Below are 23,639 nucleotides of genomic sequence, written 5' to 3'. Positions count from 1 at the left end.
GGCAGCGATAAACGTCGGAAACTTAAAACGCGGTCGTTGGATGTCCGTTTGCCGCCGTTGGCTGTACATTCAACACAGGCAAATGTACAGCCGACGTCGTCGTTTTTAATAAACCAGCAAACAGAATCACTGATTTATATCTAAAAAAGCAGAGACTATCTCAAGTTCATCATGAGATAGTCTCTTTTTACATGCAACAAGTATACCGACTGATGCTTTTTCTGAAAAGCAGGTCAGTCTTTTTTATCTATCTTCTCATTTCTTCTTTGAAGAAGTAGTCTTCTTCGAACTCTGATAATCGGCCACAATACCTTCGGTTATCCAGTTGGCAAGTGCCTGACGATTGTCGGCTATAACCAAACGCTTCTGGTCTTGAGCATTCTGTATATTTCCCAACTCCATGAATACCGAAATAGGTACAGCTCTACGCAGCACAAACAGATTTCGTTCGCTCACCGTTCCGTCAAATCCACGATTGGGCTGATGACGGTCGTACTTGGCACGGAACGTACTCTGTATCCGGTTTGCCAAACGCTTTCCATACGTGCTTCCCGGCGCATGATAGAAGAACACATCGGTCTGATTCCGTCTTCCACGACTATCTACATGGATAAAGATAGCCCGCTTATAACTGCTTTTCTCCTTACGATGAATCCGGTTAATGGCATCACAGCGCTGTTGCAGGCGTGCTACCTGATTCAAAGGAATAGGATCACCCATACAAGTTTCCCGTTTACTGTTCTTCAAGACAGCCTGTTCGCGAATACCGTCTTTCGCATCCTGAATAATAAAGTGTACCTTGGCTCCACGCTTCAAGAGTTCACGTCCCAATCGGAGTATGATGTCGTAAGCATACTCATCTTCGTGCAACTCTTTTCCATTATACTCTCCGATACATCCAGGATCGGGACCACCATGTCCGCTCACCAGATAAAAGACTGTACCTTTCAGCGAATTCGAAATAACCGGATACGATGCTTGTGCCTTTCCAAATAAAGGCTCATAGTTTGCTTTCTTCTTTTTCTGAGAAACAGCCGGCAAACACATAAGCCAGCACAGCAATATCAATACGTATCTCATACTCAGTCTTTCAGCAATTCATCGATTTTCTTACACAATGAAGCAAACTCTTCTTCATTGTACAAACGGGTCATCATCACAATCTTACCATCCTTGCCCACCAATACATTACGGGTAATTCCGGCTTTTCGTTCTGCATAAAGAGCAAAAATATCTGCACCCGGATCAAGGCCTAACGGATAAGTCACTCCGGTCTGTTCTGCAAACTTCTTCACTCTCTCCAAAGGTTCGTCGCGGTCGATACCGTAAAGAGCAAAATCTGCATTATCTTTATGTTTCTTCCAGATATCACGTTCGATGAAAGGCATTTCCTTTCTGCAAACTCCACACCAGCTGGCTGTAAACTGAAGCATCACAACCTTTCCTCTCAAATCGGAAAGACGTACCTTCTGTCCGTCGGTAAGTGTCATTTCAAAATCGGGAGCTTCCTCTCCTACTTTTACAATATAACCTACCGCATCCGGAGTCTGCTGCTGTGCATAGCCAGATGTACCAACCAATAAACTTATTATCCCAACTACCAATAATACAATCTTTCTCATTTTTATATTCTCCTTTATTTTCTTTGACAAACTTACGGAAAAATGACGGAATATGCCAATATCCATAAAAAAAGCTTCTCCCATTCCTTCATCAGGCTATGGAAGAAGCTTACGAATTAAATATCTAAATCATTCTCTATTCATCAAAAGCAACTTGAACCGTCGAAACAGTGCGTACAAACCTTACACTTAGGCAATCCAATTGCTTCAATCAATGTTTCCAATGTATTAAACTTCAAAGAAGTCAGTCCGAAACGTGCACGGATACGTTCTACCAGTTCCTTATACTCTGGTGAATCGGTGGTTGCATACTGTGCCAGTTTTGCATTCTCATCTCCCTCTATTTCCTTGATAATACGGCGTGTAATCAGTTCCATATCTCCTTTCGAAGAAGTAAATCCGATAAAAGGACAACCATAAATAAGTGGAGGACAAGCAATACGCATGTGTACTTCTTTTGCTCCGTAATCGTACAATACATTTACATTATCGCGAAGCTGTGTACCGCGTACGATAGAATCATCACAGAACAAAACTCTCTTTCCCTGCAACATGGCACGGTTTGGAATCAGTTTCATCTTAGCGACCAAAGAACGCATTGCCTGATTGCTTGGAGTAAAGCTTCGTGGCCATGTAGGAGTGTATTTTGAAATAGCACGGTGATAAGGAATTCCTTTTCCTTCGGCATAACCTAAAGCCATACCTACACCCGAATCAGGAATACCGCATGCACAATCTACTTCCGAATCGTCGGTCTTTCCCATCTTGTAACCACTTGCAAAACGAACCTCTTCTACATTCTTTCCTTCATAGCAGGATACAGGGAATCCGTAATATACCCACAGGAATGAACAAATTTGCATTTTATCATTGGGCTTGCGCAATTGTTCCAATCCATCGGCACGCATCCGGATAATTTCTCCCGGACCTACAAAGCGTTCAATCTCGTAATCCAAGTTAGGGAAACTGCTTGATTCGCTTGTAGCCGCGTAGGCACCTTCTTTCTTACCTATCACAATAGGAGTACGTCCCCATTTGTCACGCGCCACAATAATACCGTCTTCTGTCAGAATCAGCATTGAACACGAACCTTTTATCTTATTGAATACGTTTTCAATACCATCTACAAAATCTTTTCCCTGTACGATAAGCAAAGCAATCAACTCGGTAGGATTGGTCTTTCCCATGCTCATTTCCGCAAAATGCATATTCGCATCTAGCATTTCCTTCTCAAGCTCAGCAGTATTGTTGATTTTGGCTACTGTAACAATAGCAAATCGTCCTAAATGAGAGTTGATCATGATTGGCTGCGGATCTGTATCACTAATGACACCTATTCCCGACTTTCCTTTAAACTGAGGAAGTTCTGCCTCAAACTTCGTACGAAAATAAGAACTTTCAAGACTGTGTATAGACCGCGTGAATCCTTCGCCTTCGGCATATGTAGCCATACCGGCGCGTTTTGTTCCTAAATGTGAATTATAATCCGTACCGTAGAATAAATCGGTTACGCATTCAGCCTTAGAGACTGTTCCGAAAAAACCACCCATTCCTTTATTGTTTGTTTTATTATTGTTTGATTGAGAGGACAAAATTACGAAAAAAAAGAAAAGTCATAATCATGAACAAACATAAACATGAAAAAAATATCCATCAACTGCAATCCCCAATAAAAAAAATGCCGCAATCTTACGATAACGGCATTTTCCATAACTTCTTTCTTATGAATTGATATTTACTTTATTTTATCTCGAATCTTGCTAAGATAGGCACGCATTCCCTCGGTATCTTTATTGCTGATAATATCCAAGAGTTCATTCAACTCGGTACGAATTCCCTCTACCTGGGCAGGTGTACGAGGGTTGAATAGAATTTCCTGCAACAGATAATCGTCTTCATTCAAGACTCCTTTCGCAATAGCCATATGACGCTTGAATGTGGTACCCGGTGCATCCTGGTGCTTCATTACAGCTGCAAAGACAAAGGTAGAGACAAAAGGTATGGACAATGAATATGCTACTGTTTCATCATGTCCTTCGAAGGTATATTCAAAAATGTTCAGTCCTAAACGCTGATATAAATCTTTGAAGAAAATCTTACCTAAATGGTCTCCTTCCTTGATAATAATCGCATTTTCTGTACTCAGCTTATCCAAGTTGGCAAATGTAGGACCAAACATAGGGTGTGTGGAAACATAACGGAATCCGCTCTGTTCGTAAAACTCCTTCAGTCCTGTCTTTACCGAAGCAATATCACTGATTATACAATCTTTTGGCAACACTGGAAGAACCTGACGAAAAGCTTCTAATGTATATTTGACCGTCGCTGCATTGATAACCAGCTCTGGTCCGAACTCCTGTATTTCGTCTATCGAGGTGAAACGATAACAGTTGTACATAAAACGAAGGCGCTTGGCATCTACATCATATACTGCTACATCATGGTCAAAACTCAACACATCAGTAAAGAAAGATCCCATCTTTCCGGCTCCCAATATCAATATCTTCATCGTCTCTTTTCTTATTTATTAATAATTTCCATCTGCTGACGTACACTTTCTTCATGGATAGCTTCGAACACTTGCTTTACAAAGTCTGCATCCATTCCACACAGAGTTCCTTGTGCTCCACGCTTATCAAGAATTTCATTGTAACGTCCGGTCTGAAGAATGGTCATATTATGCTCTTTCTTGAATGTACCGATTTCACGACATACACGCATACGTTTAGCCAAAATTTCCATCAGTTCATTGTCGCAATCGTCAATCTGATGACGAAGTTCATTCAGATTTTCTGTAGACTGATGTTCCTTACGGATAACCAGCAAGTTCAAAATATAATCCAGAATATCCGGAGTAACCTGTTGTGCAGCATCGCTCCACGCTGCATCCGGATTGCAGTGTGCTTCTACAATCAGACCATCGAAGCCCAAATCCATTGCCTGCTGACAAAGCGGAGCAATCAGTTCACGCTTACCTCCAATGTGGCTCGGGTCGCACAAAATAGGCAAGTTAGGAATACGACGACGTAATTCGATAGGAATATGCCATTGAGGAAGATTGCGGTAAATCTTCTTGTCGTAAGAAGAAAAACCTCTATGGATTACTCCCAGTCTCTTCAATCCGGCATTATTGATACGTTCCAAAGCTCCAATCCAAAGTTCCAGATCGGGATTAACCGGATTTTTTACGTATACAGGAACATCTACCCCTTTTAATGCATCTGCAATCTCCTGTACAGCAAACGGATTGGCAGTTGTACGGGCACCAATCCACAAAATATCGATACCGGCTTTCAGGCACTCGTATACGTGTTTGGCTGTAGCCACTTCTGTTGCTACGTACATACCTGTTTCCTGTTTGACACGTTTCAACCATGCCAGACCATCCACTCCGATACCTTCAAAGCCTCCTGGTTTTGTACGCGGTTTCCAGATACCGGCACGGAAAATCTTCACACCTTTATTAGCCAAAAGTGTGGCAGTTGACATTACTTGTTCTTCTGTTTCGGCACTACAAGGGCCTGCTATCACCATGGGGCGTTCTTTTGAAACACCTTCCAGTTCGATGGGTTGTAAATTCAGTTCCATATCTTTATCTTTTTTGTTGTTCGTTTTTATTTATCTGACTTTTTATAAGACAGATTTGATTCTCTCTAAAGCTTCTGCCAGTTTTTCTTCTTTGGCACAAAGCGAAATACGAATGTAGCGTTTGCCATTGCTTCCGAAAATAAATCCCGGAGTAATGAATACCCGTGCCTCATGCAAGACTTTCTCGGTCAGTTCCTCTACATCACCATAAGTATCGGGAATACGTCCCCAAAGGAACATGCCCACTTGGTTTTCATCAAAGGTACATCCCAAGACACGCATGATTTCTTCTGCAAGTTTCCGGCGTCGGCTATATACCTGAATATTGGCTTCTTCATGCCATTCGGCACTGTTATGATACGCCTGTGCTGCAGCCAACTGCAAAGGTCGGAACGTACCCGAATCGATATTACTCTTAATCTTCAGAATCCACTGTACAAAAGTAGCATTGGTAGCCAGCATACCGACACGCCATCCCGGCATATTGTGACTCTTACTCATCGAGTTGAACTCAATACAGCATTCCTTTGCTCCCGGCACATTCAAGATACTGATTGGCTTCCGGTTAAGAATAAAACTGTAAGGATTGTCGTTCACTATGACAATATTATGACGGCGTGCAAAGTCTACCAGTTTTTCATACAGTTCCATTGTAGCATTTGCTCCTGTCGGCATATTGGGATAGTTGGTCCACATAATCTTTACACGACTCAAATCCATTTTCTCCAACTCGTCAAAGTCCGGCTGCCAGTTGTTGTCTTCTCTTAAGTTATAGTTGACAATCTCACTACCCAATATTTTATTCAATGATGTATAGGTAGGATAGCCAGGATTAGGAACCAACACTTGATCTCCCGGATTCACCAAGGCCAGCGTCACATGCAAAATACCTTCCTTAGAGCCGATAAGAGGCTGGATTTCCGTAGCAGGATCTAAATCAACGTTATACCAGCGCTTGTACCAGTCGGCCATAGCCTGACGTAACTCAGGAATACCCACCGTAGGCTGATAACCATGAGCATCCGGTTTCTGGGCATTTTCACACAAGACACGTACCGTTTCTTCTGAAGGTGGCATATCGGGGCTTCCGATACCCAGACTGATTACATTCTTCCCTTCCGCATTCATACGTGCTACTTCTTTCAACTTACGGCTGAAGTAGTATTCGCTTACATTAGCCAGTCTATCGGCAGGCTGTATATTATAGTGTAGATTCTCCTTCTGCATATTCTCCTAATATTTTAAGTGCCTTGGTAAGCGGCATTACCGCATCAATAGCTTGTTTGTATCTCAAATAATCGTTAAACATCACATCCACATAAAACAGATACTCCCATTCACGACCGATAATAGGCAACGACTGTATCTTGGTCAGATTGATCTTATAAAATGAAAAGATAGACAAAACCTGTGAAAGGCTTCCTTCTGTATGCGGAAGTGAAAATACGATGTTGGCTTTGTTTACTTTCGAGCGGTCTTTCAGTTCGTCTGCCATCCAAGTATCGGCAATAACCAGGAAGCGGGTAAAATTATGTTTGTTTGTTTCAATGCCTTCCTGCAAGATTTTCATTCCATACAATTCGGCCGCATACTTGGAACAGATAGCAGCATGGCCTTTCAACTGATGCTTACTGATGTTTTCGGCACTACCGGCAGTATCTTCTGTTTCTACTACCTTCAGTTTCGGATGATGCTGCAAGAACTCACGGCACTGGGCCAATGCTACCGGATGAGAATTCACTTCAGTCAAATCGTCCCAATCCTGATCGGGCAAACACATGATACTATGACTGATACGCAGTTTGTGTTCTCCAATGATGGTTGCTCCACTTTCTCTCAATAGTTCATAATTGTGAAGCAAACTTCCTGCAATCGTATTTTCAATGGCCACAAGTCCTATCACCTTACTGTCTTTACGCATCTGTTCAAAGACCTCTTCAAACGTATTGCAACATATCAGTTCAATTTCTTCATCTTTAAAATATTTATGAGCTGCAATATCATGATACGAACCTGGAACCCCTTGTATAGCTATCTTTTTCATATAATCATATCTATAAAAAAAAATCCCGACTTCTTTACGAAGCGGGATTCGTTATATTTTCATTTATCATTTATCTTACTGTACACATGCGAACTCCCGCTTCTACCTTATTGCTAAAGTAAAAGTAATAAAAAAAGAAAAAGAAGTATGTCGCAAATGTTTTCATAAATCTTGCATTATTGTCTTTACGCTTGCAAATGTAATGTTTTTCTAGAAAAAACAAACATAATATTAAAAAAACTATTCTTTTTTATTCATTTAATTGAAAACAGACTGGAAAAGATCTTTCAAAACTGATACCAGAAACAAAAGAAAGATTGTATTTTTGTAAGGGAACAACAAACAAATACTTACCCTTTATAAAACCGATTTACTAACTTTAAATAATACATTATGAATTATTCCTTCGACCAAATCATAAACCGGCAGGGTACTGCTTCAGTAAAAACAGATGAAGTAAAAGAAATCTGGGGACGCGAAGACCTTATCCCATTATGGGTAGCCGATATGGACTTTGCTACTCCTCCTTTTGTACTTGATGCCATACGAAAACGCTGCGAACATCCCATACTGGGCTATACCTGTAAACCGGACAGCTATTATCAGGCTATTATTGGCTGGATGAAAATGAGATACCACATGGAGGTACGTAAAGAACAGCTGAATTATGTACCCGGTATCGTACCCGGACTGGGAATGGCCATCAATGCTCTGACTCAGCCTGGAGACAAGATTATGATTATGCCTCCTGTATATCCTCCATTCTTCTGGCTGGTTACACGCAATAACCGCCGGTTGGTAGAATGCCCGCTTCGTCTGGAAGATGGACATTACCGGATGGATTTAGACCTGTTCCGCCGGTCTATAAAAGGAATCCGCGCCTTAATTTTATGTAATCCTCATAACCCGGGTGGTATAGTATGGACAAGAGAAGAACTGGAAACCATAGCTGAAGTCTGTGCAGACGACAATGTGATTGTATTGTCCGATGAAATCCATGCCGACCTGACCTTACCTCCCCGTCAGCATCTTCCTTTCCCTATGGTTTCAGAAAAAGCCCGTAACAATTCCGTGACTTTCATGTCGCCCAGCAAAGCTTTCAACATGCCAGGAGTATCGGCCTCACACACCGTTATTTTCAATGAAGGATTAAGAGCCCGATTTGAAGCTTATCTGGAATCCTGCGAACTGAATGGTGGACACGTATTTGCCTTTCCTGCTGTGGAAGCTGCCTATTCAAATGGAACAGAATGGCTGGAGCAGCTATTAAGCTATATACAGGGAAACATTGATTATGTAACTGATTATATTCACACCCACATGCCCAAAATCAAGGTGATAGTTCCGATGGCTTCTTATCTTGTATGGCTGGATTGCCGCGACTTGAAACTCAGTCAGGAAGCACTCAACGATTGGTTTGTTTCAAAAGCTCATTTGGCTTTGAATGACGGAAAGACATTTGGCAAAGAAGGGATTGGCTTTATGCGTATGAACATCGGTTCTCCTCGTTCTATTCTTGAACAAGCCATGAAACAACTTCATTCAGCTTATCAGCAATTGCCGGAATAGAATATAAACAACGTGAATTCTGAGAATTTACTTACAAAAGTCTTAGAATTCACGTTATTTACAAAATGTCAATTCAGATGCCTTTATACGGCGTTATTTGACCACCGATACAGAAGTCGTGGAAAATTCGGCTGTTTTTTGACCCTTATAAAAATACAGAAAGACAGATATTCCTGCCTTTATCCGTCCAAATAACATAAACAGAAGTATGCTATATATTCCAGTATCGAAGAATCAAGAAATAAGCAGCCTTTTATCACTTAAAAAAATGAAGAAAATCTGCTTCGAAAAAGCATCAGAAATCCCCCGAAAACAGGTAAAAACAAGCAAAAAGAAGCATCAGCCAACGCAACTAATCGCGTAAGACAACGATTCTAGTACCGTAAGCCCTCGTTTCAAGTATTGTTACCGCCTGATACAAGTCGTATTTTCCTCCGGGAAAGGTTCCATAAACCTGTCCTATAACATGTTTTAAGGAGGTTTTCTAGCCCTAAAAAGGGATTTTTACCACTGTGAGCGAACTTTTTATCCCAAATACGGGTTATCGAAAAACAGCATTTTCCCATTTTTTAATGCAAAACATTCAATATTCCTATCAATATGACAAAAGCCTTGAACCGTTCTCATTATCTTTCCGGTTCAAGGCTTTTCCTTTCTGTGGTAATGTGTTCCGAAGTCTTTCTTATTTCCAGTCGTCTATAACCACTTTATCTTGTGTCCAGCTTTCTACCACCATCTGTATTCTCTCTTTGGGCAACTCGGAACAGAAATCAAAACAGATACAACGTTTGTCTCCCGGCATCAGTGTGACATAATTATCAGAATAATGTACCGGAAGAATCCGCTCGCCAGTTTCCTTATCGAAAAGTTTAATACGATTGAAGAAACTGATACGACTGTCACCTGTAAAGTTAATCTTTCCCTTATACGTGTTTTCATTCTTTACCAGCGAAGCCTGTATATCCGGACGAGAAACAGGCAATTCTGCCAATGTACGATAATCTTCGGGAGTTGTAGTCAGCCAATAAATATTATCCGTCAGTTGTTTTCCTTCTGCATCCAGCAAGGTCAGTTTCAAGAAATACACACCTTTTATCGCTTCCGGCTGCGGAACTTCAAACAAATCATTTAACCCATTGGCCGACGCATCACATGTTTTCTCCTCCTTCCAACATTCCTTTCCATCTCGTGTAAACAACTGCGCTTTTACAACCAACCCTTTCTTCTCTTCAACCGTCGTATTCAGTAAAGTCACTTTTTTTGTAATCAGATTATAAAACGGATGAATCGGTTCGCATCCTTTACGAGTTCCATAAAGAGAAGCATTGACATCGAGAAACCAATCGTACATCTGACCACGCAATGCAGTCCATGGATTTTGAGTTTTCCAAATCAGTACCCCGGTATACCAGTCCCACATGTGCGAAGCCCATCCTTCCATAAAGCTGCGGTATTGGTCATAATTGACTACCTGCGCATATTTACAATAATCTTCAATGGTATGCAGCTCTCCATAACGTTCCAGATGATCTCCATAGCCTAAATCCTTGTGATACCGCCAATTCAGATTACGTGTTCTTCCGTTTCTGGGAAATTCCTTTAAATCTTTCTCCGGCATGAAAGCACGGAAGCTTTCGACTTCGGGCGAACCTACCGAACCAACTTCCGGATTGAAAGGATGAGAACGGAAAGTAAAGAACCATTCCGGTTCCTGAATGCCATAAGGACCGTCTCCATTATCACCCAGTAAATTGCGGGTAAAAGTAGAATCGGTAGAATAACGGGCAAACAGACGATTCGGATCCAAACGAGGAAGAATATCTTCCTGCAAAGCCTGATCTATATCCTTAGCCAAAGGCCACTCGTTCGCTCCACACCAGAAACAAAGGCTCGGATGATTACGAATCATTTTAATCTGGTCTTCTGCCGAAGCCAAAAACAACGCATGATTATCCGGATATTCCCAGCGACGCTCTCTGGAGTCAAGTTTCGTAAGGTCTTCCCATGCTCCATTACAGTCCCCGCTTCCCCACAAATCCTGGAATACCAGAATACCATAGCGGTCGCAAGCCTCATAAAATTCAGGACGCTCCAGTAAGGCACCTCCCCACACACGTATCATACGCAGATTCATTTCAGCATGAAAACGCACGTCGTGCTCATATCGTTCAGGAGACAGACGAAGCAGCCAGTCGGAATCGATGTAATTGCCACCGGTCATAAATACAGGCTGACCGTTTACATAAAATTCACGGCCTCCGTTATGAGGATTTTTGCGTGTAGTTATTTCCCGAATACCAAAACGTACATTCTCAATATCCGTTTCTTCCCCATCCATTACAAACGAAAAAGAAATCTGATGCAAAGGCTGGGTTCCTATTCCATTCGGCCACCACAAAGACGGATTCTTCAAAGTCTGTCTGTCAAGTTCGACTGTTTTGGTTTCATAAGGCTGCAAGCTCACCGGCTCTTCCAACTTTCGTCCTTCGTACACCATCCTCAATATCCCTTTTTTAGGTTGAGCCGATACATTCTTCACCTCCACAGATGTTTCCAAATAAGCCGGAGCCTGTTTGGTATCACTCGGACGGCGTACTCCCGGTACTTTCGTCACCACATACGGATGATCTACACAAACATCTCCTGTCGTGGTAATAGAAACTTCATCCCAGATTCCGGTATTACGGTCGCGTACGGGCTGAATCCAATCCCATCCGGGAGTATATTGCATCGTACAGTTTCGGGCTATCTGTCCGTCACCTCCCTGTCCTCCATTAGGAACTCCTACATGATCGGGAGGAAAGACCAATACTCCCAATACATTCACAGAATCCTTTTTCAAATAAGAAGTAATATCGTAAGTCTGGCGTAAGAACATTCCTTCATGAGTCGTAGTATTGACACGCTTTCCGTTCAGATAAATTTCAGCCTTATAATTGATGCCTCTGAAATTCAGCCATACATGTGTTCCTGAATTTACTGAAGAAACTGTAAAAGGACGGACAAACCAATAAGTATAGAAATCCCGCCCCACAGCAGAGATATCCGGTATCTTCTCATTATTCAATCCAAACTCGGGAGCAGGAAACAACTTGTTCTCCAGCAAGGTAGTCAGCACCGTTCCCGGTACTTTCGCCTGCAACCATCCTGATGAATCAAAACATCCTGAAGTAAGTCTGTTTCCATCTTCTCCAATTTCTGCGGCCCTACGGGCAAACCAACCCTCATGTAATAAAGTTTTGCTTCCAGCTTCTGGTAATACAACCTGTACCCCATTCTGCGCAAAACCCAATAAAGGCAGACAAACTGCCATTACCAATAATCGTACCTGTGTTTTCATGTAATAAAGATTCGTAAAGTGAAAGCAAAGGTACATTTTTATCGTAAAAAACCAAATTATCGGCAGTTGTCATTCCTTATAAAGACAGAGTCTATCTAATGGAAAGAGCTTCTGTAAAAACATAAAAAAACTTCCTGACGAATCATTCGACAGGAAGTCTATAACTGTTTCCATTACTGTTTCAATAAATAATTCTTGAAAGCAGAAAACTCTTTCGACATCGGTACACTCTGTTTTTCACCTCTCATAAAGGCCTGAAGTTTTTCAGGAATCTTTACCTCATGTCCGATGATACCCTCTACTGTTTGAAGGAACTTAGCCGGATGGGCCGTTTCAAGGAAGACACCATATTCATCGTTTTTCAATTCCTGTGCCAAAGCCTTGTAGCCACACGCTCCATGCGGATCGAGCAGATAACCGGTTTCTTCGTATACCTGCTGTACGGTATCACGTATCTGCTCATCGGTATACGTTTCACCACTGATTTCTGAAGCAATTGCGTCATGACTTCCTTCATACAAATCGAGAATACGGGCAAAGTTACTAGGATCTCCCACATCCATTGCATTAGCAATAGTCGATACCGACGGACGAGGGCGGTATTCTCCTGTCTTCAAATACTGATAGAAGATATCATTCCGGTTATTAGCTGCAATAAAACGCTTCACTGGCAGCCCCATCCGTTTTCCGAAGAGTCCGGCAGTAATATTACCGAAGTTACCGCTGGGCACACAAATCACCAGATTGTCGGCCTTGCCTATTTTCTTCATCTGCGCATAAGCATAAAAATAATAAAAAGCCTGAGGAAGGAAACGTGCCACATTGATTGAATTGGCAGAAGTCAGCTGCATGTGCTCATTCAATTCTTTATCCATAAAAGCATTCTTCACCAATGCCTGACAATCGTCGAATGTACCGTCTACCTCGATAGCGGTAATATTCTGCCCCAGTGTAGTAAACTGCTTTTCTTGTATCTCGCTGACCTTACCTTTCGGATACAGTACATACACATGAATACCTTCCACTCCCAGGAATCCATTGGCTACGGCACTACCTGTATCACCGGAAGTAGCAACCAGCACGTTCACTTGGTTTTTACCTTCTTTCCGGATAAAATACCCCAGCAAGCGAGCCATAAAACGTCCGCCCACATCCTTAAAGGCCAATGTAGGACCATGAAAGAGTTCCAAAGCATATACGTTGTCTTTTACCTGAACAACAGGGGCATCGAAACTCAATGTATCGTATACAATCTGTTTCAGAGTTTCTGCCGGTACATCTTCGCCAAAAAACGCATCAGCTACCCGACAGGCAATCTCCTGAAAAGACATTTTTTCTATTTCCTCAAAAAAGGAAGAAGGCAACGGCTTTATCACCTCCGGCATATACAAGCCTTTATCGGCAGCAAGACCCTTTACTACCGCTTCTTCTAGTGTGGCCCAAGGAGCCTTTTTATTGGTACTATAGTATTTCATAAGGTCAGTATTTCATAAATTCATTCATAAACTCATCTCTCTCAAGTGTGCCATACGCCCCCTGTTTGCAGGAAACTTCATCGTATGTCTGCACCTCATCGGGTTCTATACCCGGATAGTAAATAAGGAAAGGAATCGGTTCGGCTGTATGAGTACGCAACTCACAAGGAGTAGGATGATCGGGCAACACAGCAATCGCTACCGGTTCGTCCCATTCCTTCACAGCTTCATATACAGGTTTTACAATACGGCTATCCAGATCTTCTATCGTCTGCAATTTCAAGGCTACATTTCCCTCATGACCGGCCTCATCACTTGCTTCGACATGCAAATACACAAAATCGTCTGTCCGCAAAGCTTCGATAGCCGCATGTGCCTTTCCTTCGTAATTCGTATCATAGAGCCCTGTTGCTCCTTCTACATCAATACAGCGTAAACCTGCATAACGACCAATTCCGCGAATCAAGTCGACAGCTGTAATGACACTTCCCTTCTTTATCTCCGGATATTTCTGTGACAAAGGCTCCATTTGCGGACGGAAGCCCGGACTCCATGCCCAAATACTGTTTGCCGGATCTTTTCCTTCTGCCATTCGCTTCAGGTTCAGCGGATGAGAAGCCAGCAGTTCCTGCGAACGAAGTGTCAGCTCGTTCAGCAAACGTGCAGTTTCTTCTGCCTCAGCACAAGCCGGACGCACCATATTCGGACGAAAAGGCTGCAACGGAATATCGTGAGGAGGTACACAAACCAATCTTTTATCTCCTCCTTTTATTACCAGCAGATGGCGATACTGTACTCCGGTATAAAAATGAATACGGTCCGTGCCCAAATGTTCCTGCAAATAACGAATCAGCACATCAGCCTCTTCCGTGGTAATATGTCCGGCCGAATGGTTTTTCAAGGTTTCCCCTTCCACACATACTATATTACAGCGCAAGGCCAAATCCCCCGGACAAAGTTCAACCCCTATACTTGCAGCCTCAAGCACCCCGCGCCCTTCGTATACCTTAGGTAAATCGTATCCCAATACCGACATATTGGCAACTTCGCTCCCCGGATGAAATCCATCAGCTACTGTTTTCAACATACCACAACGCCCCATTGCGGCCAATTTATCCATATACGGTGTCTGTGCATACTGCAACAAAGTCTGGTTTTCCAATGAAGGTACGGCCCAATCGGCCATGCCATCGCCTAATATAATAATGTGTTTCATTGTTCTAAATATTTGCAATGCTCATAATATCGGCAAACACACCGGCTGCAGTTACGCTGGCACCGGCTCCGTATCCCTGAATGAGCATAGGGTATTCATTGTATCGCTCGGTAGTGAGCAAAATAATATTGTTGCTACCTTCCAGATTATAGAATGGATGGCGACTGTCTACTTCCTGTAAGGAAACTACACCTTTTCCATTGTCCAGGCTTGCCACGAAGCGCCAGCGTTTTCCTTCGGCTTCCAATTTCTTGCGACGGGCTTCAAAATCAGCATCCAACGTTTTGACATTCTTCCAGAAATCGTCCAACGAGCCTTCGAAGCAAAAATCCGGAATAAAGAGATGTTTCTCCACATCCTCCTGACTCAGTTTATATCCGGCCTCACGAGCCAAGATAACCAGTTTACGGATGACATCCTTTCCACTCAGGTCGATACGCGGATCGGGTTCCGAATAGCCTTCTTCCTTTGCTTTACGGATTGTTTCACTCAAAGGTACTTCCTCGCTGATGGTATTGAAGATATAATTCAGCGTACCACTTACCACCGCTTCAATCTTAAGAATCTTATCGCCACTGTTGATAAGGTCGTTGATGGTATTGATAATCGGAAGTCCTGCACCCACATTGGTTTCGAAAAGGAATTTCACACCACGCTGGCGGGCAATAGACTTCAGTTCTGCATAGACATCGTATTCCGAAGAAGCGGCTATCTTATTGGCTGCTACAACCGAAATATTATGGCTTAGAAAATCTTTATACAGTCCGGCAATGGAAGCATTGGCAGTACAATCCACAAATACAGAGTTGAATATATTCATGCCAATAATCTCGTCGTGCAAAACCTGAGGCGAAGAAGGAACACCTTTCTCCTCCAGTTCCTTACGATAGTTATTCAAGTCTATTCCGCGGCGGGTAAAGTATGCATAATGTCCGTTGGCAATACCTACCACTTTCAAGTTCAGTCCCCGCTCCTGCTTCAATTTCTCCTGCTGACTGTTGATTTGCTCAATCAAGCTATGTCCTACCGTACCGATTCCGCAAATGAACAGATTCAGCACCTGATATTCGGACAGGAAGAAAGAATCGTGAATCACGTTCAGAGTCTTACGCAAAGAATCACCTTCTACCACAAAAGAAATGTTTGTTTCCGATGCTCCCTGTGCACAGGCAATGACATTGATACCGTTTCGTCCGAGCGTACCAAACAGTTTACCTGCAATTCCCGGAGTATGCTTCATGTTCTCTCCTACAATAGCCACTGTAGCCAGTCCGCTTTCTGCCATCATCGGCGAGATTTCTCCCATTTCAATTTCTTTGGCAAACTCTTCATTCAGCACTTTACATGCCAAAGCCGAATCTTCTGTACGTACCCCGATAGAGGTTGAGTTTTCCGAAGAAGCCTGTGATACCAGGAAGACACTGATACCATTTTCTGCCAAGGTCTTGAAAATACGGTGGTTGACTCCAATCACACCCACCATACCCAATCCGGTCATGGTAATAAGGCAGGTATCATTAATAGAAGAAATACCTTTGATAGGTTTTGAAAAATGATCGGCCTGCTGCTTGACAATAGTACCGGGAGCATCCGGATTGAATGTATTCTTTATCAGAATAGGAATGTTTTTATGGCATACCGGATAAATGGTCGGCGGATAAACCACCTTGGCTCCGAAGTTACACAACTCCATTGCTTCCACATAACTCAGTTCGGTAATAGGATATGCAGTACTGATGACACGGGGATCGGCAGTCATAAAACCATCCACATCGGTCCATATCTCCAGAATATCCGCATTCAGAGCCGCAGCCAGAATAGAAGCTGTATAATCCGAACCTCCACGTCCCAAATTGGTCACTTCTCCGGTATCCTTATCTGTAGAAATAAAACCGGGTACCAGTGCTACCTGGGGAACTTCCTTGAAAGTCTCTCTTACCAGACGATTCGTCAGTTCCGAGTCGAGTATATGTTTGTTATGCTTCTTTTCGGTTTTGATAAAAGTACGTGAATCGAACCACTGGGCTCCTTCTATCAGTGTAGCCACAATGATAGACGAAAGACGTTCTCCATAGCTTACTATTGTAGCAGAGGTTTTGGGAGAAAGGTCATGAATCAAGAAAATACCCTGAAAGATATTTTTCAATTCGCTCAACAGCTCGTTGACCTGATCCAATAAAACTTCACGTGCTTTCCCGGCAGGAATGACTGTATATACCATTTCGATATGGCGGTTGACAATCTCCTTCATTTCCTTCTCATACGCCGAATCACCGGCTGCAGCCATTTTCGATGTATGAATCAGTTTATCTGTAATTCCTCCTAATGCCGATACGACTACTATAACCTTATCGTCTACCGATTCGACTATTTTTTTTACACTCAACATACTGTTGACCGATCCAACAGATGTTCCGCCGAATTTCAATACTTTCATGCTCTTATATTTTTAGCCTGTTTTCCCCGATATACATGCAGGAAAATAAAGTTCAAAAAAGAAAAAAAATGAATGATAAAAAAGAATATGCTTGCGCACGCAAGCGTGTATCACGTAGAAACACCATATATACTATCTTCCCCCCAGAGGGGTCATCCCAAAGGTCGATGTAGTGGTCATCATCCACCCCATCCCGGTCTGTGTCATGTTACGATAGTAGATATTCACTTATTGATTTTTTAGTCTGTGGCAAATATAAGAACATTTTTCTACAAACAAACAGATTTTACTGTTTTTTTGCCACATTTACATCAACTACACCATCTAATAGATTAAAAAGTATCGAATAATAACATCTTTAGTTCTATAAAGAAAGTCTGGTTCATACAGCAACTCGTCTATATTCGACGACGTCGGATACAAAGCCGACGACGACAAATCACCGTTCAACGATGCCGTTTGCGCAGCCAACGACGGCAATTATATACCGACAATACAAACAGATACAATCCATCCACATCATACAACATTTGTTCCCTGACTTTTCTTCTACCTGCAAAAAAAATGGCTGTACAACGGGGAAAAAATCCTCGAAGTACAGCCTGTCAATTTAACCTATACTATAAAAAAAATCTTTATTTGCGATACGCAGCCAATTCCTCGGCATTAAACTTGCGAATAAAGTTGAAGTGTTTCTCAACTTCAGATTCTGCATAGTTTACGTATACATTGAGTGATTGTGCAAACAGCTCCGGAGCTTTGGTAGCATCCTGCAGCAACAAATGGCTCATTACACATACTGCTGCCATTTCGTACAGACGACGTGCCACGAAATCGAGCAATTCCTGATTCTGTGCCTCTTTCACCGCATTGGTACATGCTTCCAGTTTACGGGTCATGTCTTTGATACGGTTCATGTATCCTTCAAATTCAGGAGCGCATGGAATCAATTCGTATTCGTGCAAAGTAGCGGCATATGAACCGTTAGTCACATAACGGATAGCAGCCACAGTCTGCAACTGAGTAGTACCTTCGTAAATGCTGGTGATACGTGCATCACGATAAATACGCTGACAAGCATATTCCATCATGAAACCTGAACCACCGTGTACCTGGATACAGTCGTATGCATTCTGGTTGGCATATTCAGAGTTCATACCTTTGGCAAGCGGAGTAAAGCTGTCTGCCAGTTTCGCATAGCGTTTCTGTTCCTGACGTTCTTCCGGAGTAAGTTTACGTTCACGGGCAATATCGTCCAAAGCCTTGTAAATATCTACATAGCGTGAAGTCTGATACAGCAAAGCACGTCCGGCATCCAGTTTAGCCTTGATAGTAGCCAGCATATCGTATACTGCCGGGAATTCGATGATAGCCTTGCCGAACTGTTTACGGTCTTTAGCGTATGCCAAAGCTTCGTTGTAAGCAGCCTGGCTCAAACCTACCGACTGTGCAGCAATACCCAGACGGGCACCGTTCATCAAAGCCATTACATATTTAATCAAGCCCAACTTACGTTCGCCGCAAAGTTCAGCTTTCGCATTTTTGTATACCAACTCACAAGTAGGAGAACCGTGAATACCCAACTTGTTTTCGATGCGGCGTACATCTACACCACCGTCGTTCTTGTCATAAATAAACATAGACAGACCACGACCGTCGTGAGTTCCTTCTTCCGAACGAGCCAATACCAGGTGCAAATGTGCATCACCGTTTGTGATGAAGCGTTTTACACCATTCAGACGCCAGCAGTTGTTAGCCTCATCGTAAGTAGCTTTCAGCATTACGCTCTGAAGGTCCGAACCTGCATCCGGTTCGGTCAAGTCCATAGACATGGTTTCACCTGCACAGATACGAGGGATGAAACGGCTGTGCTGATCTTCGTTACCAAACTCGTACAATGTTTCGATACAGTCTTGCAGCGACCAGATATTACCAAAGCCGGCATCTGCCTGAGCTACGATTTCCGCACACATGGTATACGGAGTGATAGGGAAGTTCAATCCACCGAAACGGCGTGGCATAGTCATACCGTTCAGACCGGCTTTCACCATGGCATCGAGGTTTGCTTTAGTTCCCGAAGCATATTCCACGCGACCGTTTGCACAGTGTGGTCCTTCTTCGTCTACTCCTTCTGCATTGGCAGCAATTACTTCACCGGTAATTTCTCCGGTAATTTCCAATACTTTATCGTAAGAGTCGATTGCATCGGCATAGTCCTGCGGTGCATAGTCGTACTCGTCTTTATCTCTATAACTGCGTTCTTTCAGTTCGCAGATACGCTCCATCAACGGGTTGTTCAGATGGAAGCGTAATTCCGGATGTTCTGTATAAAAGTTAGCCATTACTTACTATTCTTTTTATAATACTTGATTAATTTCGGAACCACTTCCTCTACTGTTCCGTTGATTACATAATCTGCAATTGAATTGATCGGTGCGTTCGGATCATTGTTTACAGAAATAATGATACCTGCATCCTGCATACCGGCAATGTGCTGAATCTGACCAGAGATACCGCAAGCGATATACAGTTTAGGATGAACAGTCACACCAGTCTGACCAATCTGACGGTCGTGATCGCAGAAACCGGCATCTACAGCAGCACGGCTGGCACCCACTTCTGCATGAAGTTCTTTAGCCAGTTCGAACAACATATCGAAGCCTTCTTTGCTACCCATACCATATCCGCCGGCAATGACAATAGGAGCTGCCTTCAGATTATGTTTGGCCTTTTCTACATGACGGTCGATTACTTTTACCACGTAGTCTGTTTCCGGAACATACTTCGCTACATCATGACGGATTACTTCGCCCTGATAGTTTTCATCGACAATTTCTTTTTTCATCACTCCTTCGCGTACGGTAGCCATCTGAGGACGATGTTCGGGGTTGATAATGGTAGCTACAATATTACCACCGAATGCCGGACGAATCTGATACAACAGATTTTCGTAAGTAACTCCGTTCTTCTTGTCTTCATGGTTTCCGATTTCCAACTGAGTACAGTCGGCAGTAAGACCACTTGTCAGTGCAGAAGATACACGCGGACCCAGGTCACGACCGATAACGGTAGCACCCATCAGACAGATCTGAGGTTGTTCTTCCTTAAACAGGTTGACAAGAATAGAAGTGTGAGGGAGTGAAGTATAAGGGAACAAGCCCGGAGCATCGAATACATGTACACGGTCTACTCCGTAAGGCAATACTTGTTTTTCTACATCTGTAAGATCGCTGCCGGCACAGATTGTTTCCAGCTGGCATCCCAACTGATTGGCCAACTTACGACCTTTGGTTAAAAGTTCGAGACTGACATCGGCAACATGTTTGCCTTCCATCTCACAATATACAAATACGTTATTCATAGTCTTTATCCGATAGTATGGTTAGCCAACAGTTCAACAATCAAATTCTCTACATCTGCATCACTTCCTGTCAGTGTCTTACTTTCCTTAGCCTGGAAGATAATATTTTCAATCTTCTTTACCTTAGTAGGTGAACCTGACAATCCGCATTGTTTAGTGTCTCCGTTTACATCGGCTACACTCCATTCTACAATATTCAGATAAGGACGAGTTTCATACAAAGAAGCATATGGAAGTTCTACGCCTTCTTTTGCCAATGCAGCCTTTTCCTGTCCGCCCAGTGCACGTTTGTACTTCTGCACCAGTTTTGCATTACGCGGACGGCATGGAGCAGCACTACCGTTTACAGTCAGCACAATAGGCAATGGAGCCTCTACAGTTTCCACACCTCCGTCGATATGACGTTTTACACGGATGCGTCCGTCTTTTACCTCCTGAATTTCTTCTACGTATGTTACCTGAGGCAATCCCAGTTTTTCTGCTACCTGAGGACCTACCTGTGCAGTATCTCCATCGATAGCCTGACGACCACCTACAATAATGTCATATTCACCTATTTTACGAATAGCAGTAGCCAACGCATACGATGTAGCAAGTGTATCAGCTCCGGCAAAAGCACGGTCTGTCAGCAAATAGCCGTTGTCGGCACCTCTATATAAACCTTCACGAATAACTTCTGCGGCACGGCCCGGTCCCATAGTCAAGATAGTCACGGTAGAGCCAGGATGTGTGTCTTTCAGTCTGAGTGCCTGTTCCAAGGCGTTCAAGTCTTCCGGATTGAAGATAGCCGGAAGAGCCGCACGGTTCACCGTTCCGTCGGCATTCATGGCATCTTTCCCTACATTGCGAGTGTCAGGTACTTGTTTTGCCAATACTACAATTTTCAAGCCCATTCGATTAATATTTTAGTATTAGTAATTAATTGGCGGCAAATTTAATGAAACCATTCATTCTGCAAAAAGATATGGAAGGAAAATGCACAAAGTTTGTTAAATTGAGCATCACAAGGCAAAATATCAACAGAAATATAAAAAACAATGTTATCCTAAATTTTGAAAAGCTTGTATATTTGCTATCCGTATATCAATATAAAATATCATGCATACTATTTCAGAAGATATCAGTCAGCAACTGTGCAATTGGGGCATCCAGCCTGCACAATCCAACTGGACAACCAAGATTATATTTATCGTAGGTATTTTACTTCTTTCGTATCTCATCAGCATGGGCTTCCGGCATTTAATTGTTCCCATCATACAAAAAGTAACCGCCAAAACCAAAGCTACCTGGGACGACTATCTGTTTAATGACAGAATGATGCACAGCTTTTGTTTACTCATACCTCCACTTGTATGGTATCTGTTGCTGCCATTTGCCTTCAACGATTCTCCCCACATATTAAATCTGTTATTAAAGGCCTGTCTGATTTATATTGTAGTCATGACGGTAAAACTCATAGGCAGTTTTCTCGACTCTCTTTATGAAATATCCAGCGAACATGAACGGTTAAAAAATCGTCCGCTGAAAGGTATTTACCAGATGATTCAACTGATAGTCATAGGAGTAGGTCTAATTCTTATCATCAGCATTCTGATTGATAAAAATGCAACCAGCATTCTGGCAGGATTGGGAGCTTCGGCAGCCATTTTAATGTTAATCTTCAAAGACAGTATATTGGGACTGGTGGCAGGAGTCCAGTTATCTGCCAATGATATGTTACGGCCGGGCGACTGGATTACCATGCCTAAATATGGTGCCGACGGTGATGTACTGGAAGTATCTCTTACTACCGTAAAAGTACGAAACTTCGACAAGACAATTACCACCATTCCTCCCTATGCTTTGGTGAGTGATTCTTTCCAAAACTGGAGGGGAATGCGCGAAACAGGAGGCAGACGTATCAAACGCTCTGTTTTCATCGATCTGAATACAATTCATTTCTGCACTCCCGAAGAAAGAAGTTATTTTAAATCGAAAGGGTGGATAGAAAAAGATGAGAACAACCAAATTGTGAATTTACAGGTATTCAGAGACTATCTGCAAAATTACCTGAAAGCTCACCCGCGAACGCATAAAGAACTCATGATTATGGTACGACAGATGCAACCCACTTCGGAAGGACTTCCTCTGGAAGTTTATTGTTTCTCTAATACTTCCGACTGGAAGCAATACGAAGAAATACAGGGAGAGATTTTCGATCATCTGCTGGCCATGATTCCGGAATTTGGACTACGTGTTTATCAGCGTCCTTCGGGCAGAGACATCAACAGATAGCCCAACTATAAACAAGAAAGGAGGTAAAACCCGATTATATGAGTGGTTTTACCTCCTTTCCTTTCTTACACAAGCCGTTTATTGAAACAAAGAACCGTCAAACTTTACATTGAGATAAACATCATTCGGTTCATTATCTATTTCTACCCGATAAAAATCGGTTTCTCCCTGAGGCAGATCAATGATTTTCACTTCATCCACGTGCCTTCCTCCTGCTTCCCGTGCAACTGTTTCCCGCACCTTTGCAGGAATCACAACCTGATCGGCTGCTACAGAGTAATAACTTGTCACATCAAACTCAGTCTTTATCCATTGTGCTCCGGATGTATAAAAGGCCTCAGCTTCTACACGGTTCAGCGGCATATTCCATTCTGCATGAGTTCCTGTATAAAAAAACTCAGCCTCATAATTACCCCACTCAAAATCCCACTTAGGGTTCATATTTGGATATTGAGCTTCGAAGACCTGTTTCACCTCATCAGGAGGATTTGCCCCTACATGATCGTCGTCTTTATCACAACTCGACAAAGTCAATATTCCTAACACTGTACCTAATGCAATACCAGTATACTTTTTCATCATTTCTTTCATAAGATTCCATTATTTAAGATTTCTGATGCAAATGTAGGAGGGTAATTCTGAAATAAAATTGAAATATAAGAACAGAAAGGAATAAAAAAAGATTGTATTCTGCAAAGCATACACTTCTGCAG

General features: G+C 42.6%; 17 protein-coding genes. 2 read left to right on the top strand and 15 right to left on the bottom strand.

Annotation, left to right across the window (positions count from 1 at the left end; genetic code table 11):
• Nucleotides 1–255 precede the first annotated feature (255 nt).
• The 7 genes from O6P32_RS04355 to O6P32_RS04325 form a co-directional block, all read right to left on the bottom strand.
• Nucleotides 256–1,047 (bottom strand): N-acetylmuramoyl-L-alanine amidase family protein, encoded by a 792-nt coding sequence (locus O6P32_RS04355; protein ID WP_408636043.1) that lies wholly within the window; start codon nucleotides 1,045–1,047, stop codon nucleotides 256–258.
• 35 nt (nucleotides 1,048–1,082) lie between these two features.
• A complete protein-coding gene (locus tag O6P32_RS04350) occupies nucleotides 1,083–1,622 on the bottom strand; it encodes a peroxiredoxin family protein (protein WP_178267318.1) in 540 nt (179 codons plus the stop codon).
• A 143-nt stretch (nucleotides 1,623–1,765) separates the two neighbouring features.
• Nucleotides 1,766–3,172, bottom strand: a complete 1,407-nt coding sequence (locus O6P32_RS04345) for an amidophosphoribosyltransferase (RefSeq protein ID WP_269877001.1) — start codon at nucleotides 3,170–3,172, stop codon at nucleotides 1,766–1,768.
• 185 nt (nucleotides 3,173–3,357) lie between these two features.
• A complete protein-coding gene (locus O6P32_RS04340; RefSeq protein ID WP_178265751.1) occupies nucleotides 3,358–4,131 on the bottom strand; it encodes a prephenate dehydrogenase in 774 nt (257 codons plus the stop codon).
• A gap of 11 nt (nucleotides 4,132–4,142) precedes the next feature.
• A complete protein-coding gene (locus O6P32_RS04335; protein ID WP_178265750.1) occupies nucleotides 4,143–5,210 on the bottom strand; it encodes a bifunctional 3-deoxy-7-phosphoheptulonate synthase/chorismate mutase type II in 1,068 nt (355 codons plus the stop codon).
• A 42-nt stretch (nucleotides 5,211–5,252) separates the two neighbouring features.
• On the bottom strand, nucleotides 5,253–6,437 hold the full coding sequence (locus O6P32_RS04330; RefSeq protein WP_269876998.1) for a pyridoxal phosphate-dependent aminotransferase: 1,185 nt from the start codon (nucleotides 6,435–6,437) through the stop codon (nucleotides 5,253–5,255).
• Nucleotides 6,412–7,254 carry a prephenate dehydratase gene (locus tag O6P32_RS04325; RefSeq protein WP_269876997.1) on the bottom strand — a complete coding sequence of 281 codons (843 nt, stop codon included), beginning with the start codon at nucleotides 7,252–7,254 and terminating at the stop codon, nucleotides 6,412–6,414. Before O6P32_RS04325 ends, O6P32_RS04330 begins: the two co-directional genes overlap by 26 nt.
• Nucleotides 7,255–7,647: 393 nt before the next feature.
• Here O6P32_RS04325 and O6P32_RS04320 point away from each other — a divergent pair, with 393 nt between their 5' ends.
• Nucleotides 7,648–8,823: a MalY/PatB family protein gene (locus O6P32_RS04320; RefSeq protein WP_269876996.1), complete on the top strand. Its 1,176-nt coding sequence runs from the start codon at nucleotides 7,648–7,650 to the stop codon at nucleotides 8,821–8,823.
• 682 nt (nucleotides 8,824–9,505) lie between these two features.
• Here the strand turns inward: O6P32_RS04320 and O6P32_RS04315 are convergent.
• From O6P32_RS04315 to O6P32_RS04285, 7 genes are all read right to left on the bottom strand, one after another.
• Nucleotides 9,506–12,163 (bottom strand): glycoside hydrolase family 2 protein, encoded by a 2,658-nt coding sequence (locus tag O6P32_RS04315; RefSeq protein ID WP_269876995.1) that lies wholly within the window; start codon nucleotides 12,161–12,163, stop codon nucleotides 9,506–9,508.
• 173 nt (nucleotides 12,164–12,336) lie between these two features.
• Entirely contained in the window at nucleotides 12,337–13,638 is a 1,302-nt protein-coding gene (thrC, locus tag O6P32_RS04310) for a threonine synthase (RefSeq protein WP_269876994.1), read from the bottom strand.
• A gap of 4 nt (nucleotides 13,639–13,642) precedes the next feature.
• Nucleotides 13,643–14,854, bottom strand: coding sequence for a cofactor-independent phosphoglycerate mutase (locus tag O6P32_RS04305; RefSeq protein WP_269876993.1), 1,212 nt, complete (start codon nucleotides 14,852–14,854; stop codon nucleotides 13,643–13,645).
• Between the two features lie 4 nt (nucleotides 14,855–14,858).
• The gene (gene thrA, locus O6P32_RS04300; RefSeq protein ID WP_269876992.1) at nucleotides 14,859–17,291 is read right to left on the bottom strand and encodes a bifunctional aspartate kinase/homoserine dehydrogenase I; all 2,433 of its coding nucleotides are present in this window, start codon (nucleotides 17,289–17,291) and stop codon (nucleotides 14,859–14,861) included.
• Between the two features lie 635 nt (nucleotides 17,292–17,926).
• Nucleotides 17,927–19,633 (bottom strand): acyl-CoA dehydrogenase family protein, encoded by a 1,707-nt coding sequence (locus tag O6P32_RS04295; protein ID WP_269876991.1) that lies wholly within the window; start codon nucleotides 19,631–19,633, stop codon nucleotides 17,927–17,929.
• Complete coding sequence (locus O6P32_RS04290) at nucleotides 19,633–20,652, bottom strand: electron transfer flavoprotein subunit alpha/FixB family protein (protein ID WP_178265741.1); 1,020 nt, start codon at nucleotides 20,650–20,652, stop codon at nucleotides 19,633–19,635. Before O6P32_RS04290 ends, O6P32_RS04295 begins: the two co-directional genes overlap by 1 nt.
• Nucleotides 20,653–20,657: 5 nt before the next feature.
• Entirely contained in the window at nucleotides 20,658–21,545 is an 888-nt protein-coding gene (locus tag O6P32_RS04285) for an electron transfer flavoprotein subunit beta/FixA family protein (protein ID WP_269876990.1), read from the bottom strand.
• Between the two features lie 205 nt (nucleotides 21,546–21,750).
• On the opposite strand from O6P32_RS04285, the gene O6P32_RS04280 reads away from it, so the two are divergent.
• A complete protein-coding gene (locus tag O6P32_RS04280; protein WP_269876989.1) occupies nucleotides 21,751–22,926 on the top strand; it encodes a mechanosensitive ion channel family protein in 1,176 nt (391 codons plus the stop codon).
• Between the two features lie 78 nt (nucleotides 22,927–23,004).
• Here the strand turns inward: O6P32_RS04280 and O6P32_RS04275 are convergent, their stop codons facing one another.
• Nucleotides 23,005–23,517 (bottom strand): hypothetical protein, encoded by a 513-nt coding sequence (locus tag O6P32_RS04275; protein ID WP_269876988.1) that lies wholly within the window; start codon nucleotides 23,515–23,517, stop codon nucleotides 23,005–23,007.
• Nucleotides 23,518–23,639 lie beyond the last annotated feature (122 nt).

Origin of the sequence: Phocaeicola acetigenes (assembly GCF_027529745.1) — a bacterium.
Lineage (GTDB): Bacteria > Bacteroidota > Bacteroidia > Bacteroidales > Bacteroidaceae > Phocaeicola > Phocaeicola acetigenes.
Note: the sequence above shows the minus strand (reverse complement) of the source record. Positions and strands in the feature narration are given on the sequence as shown.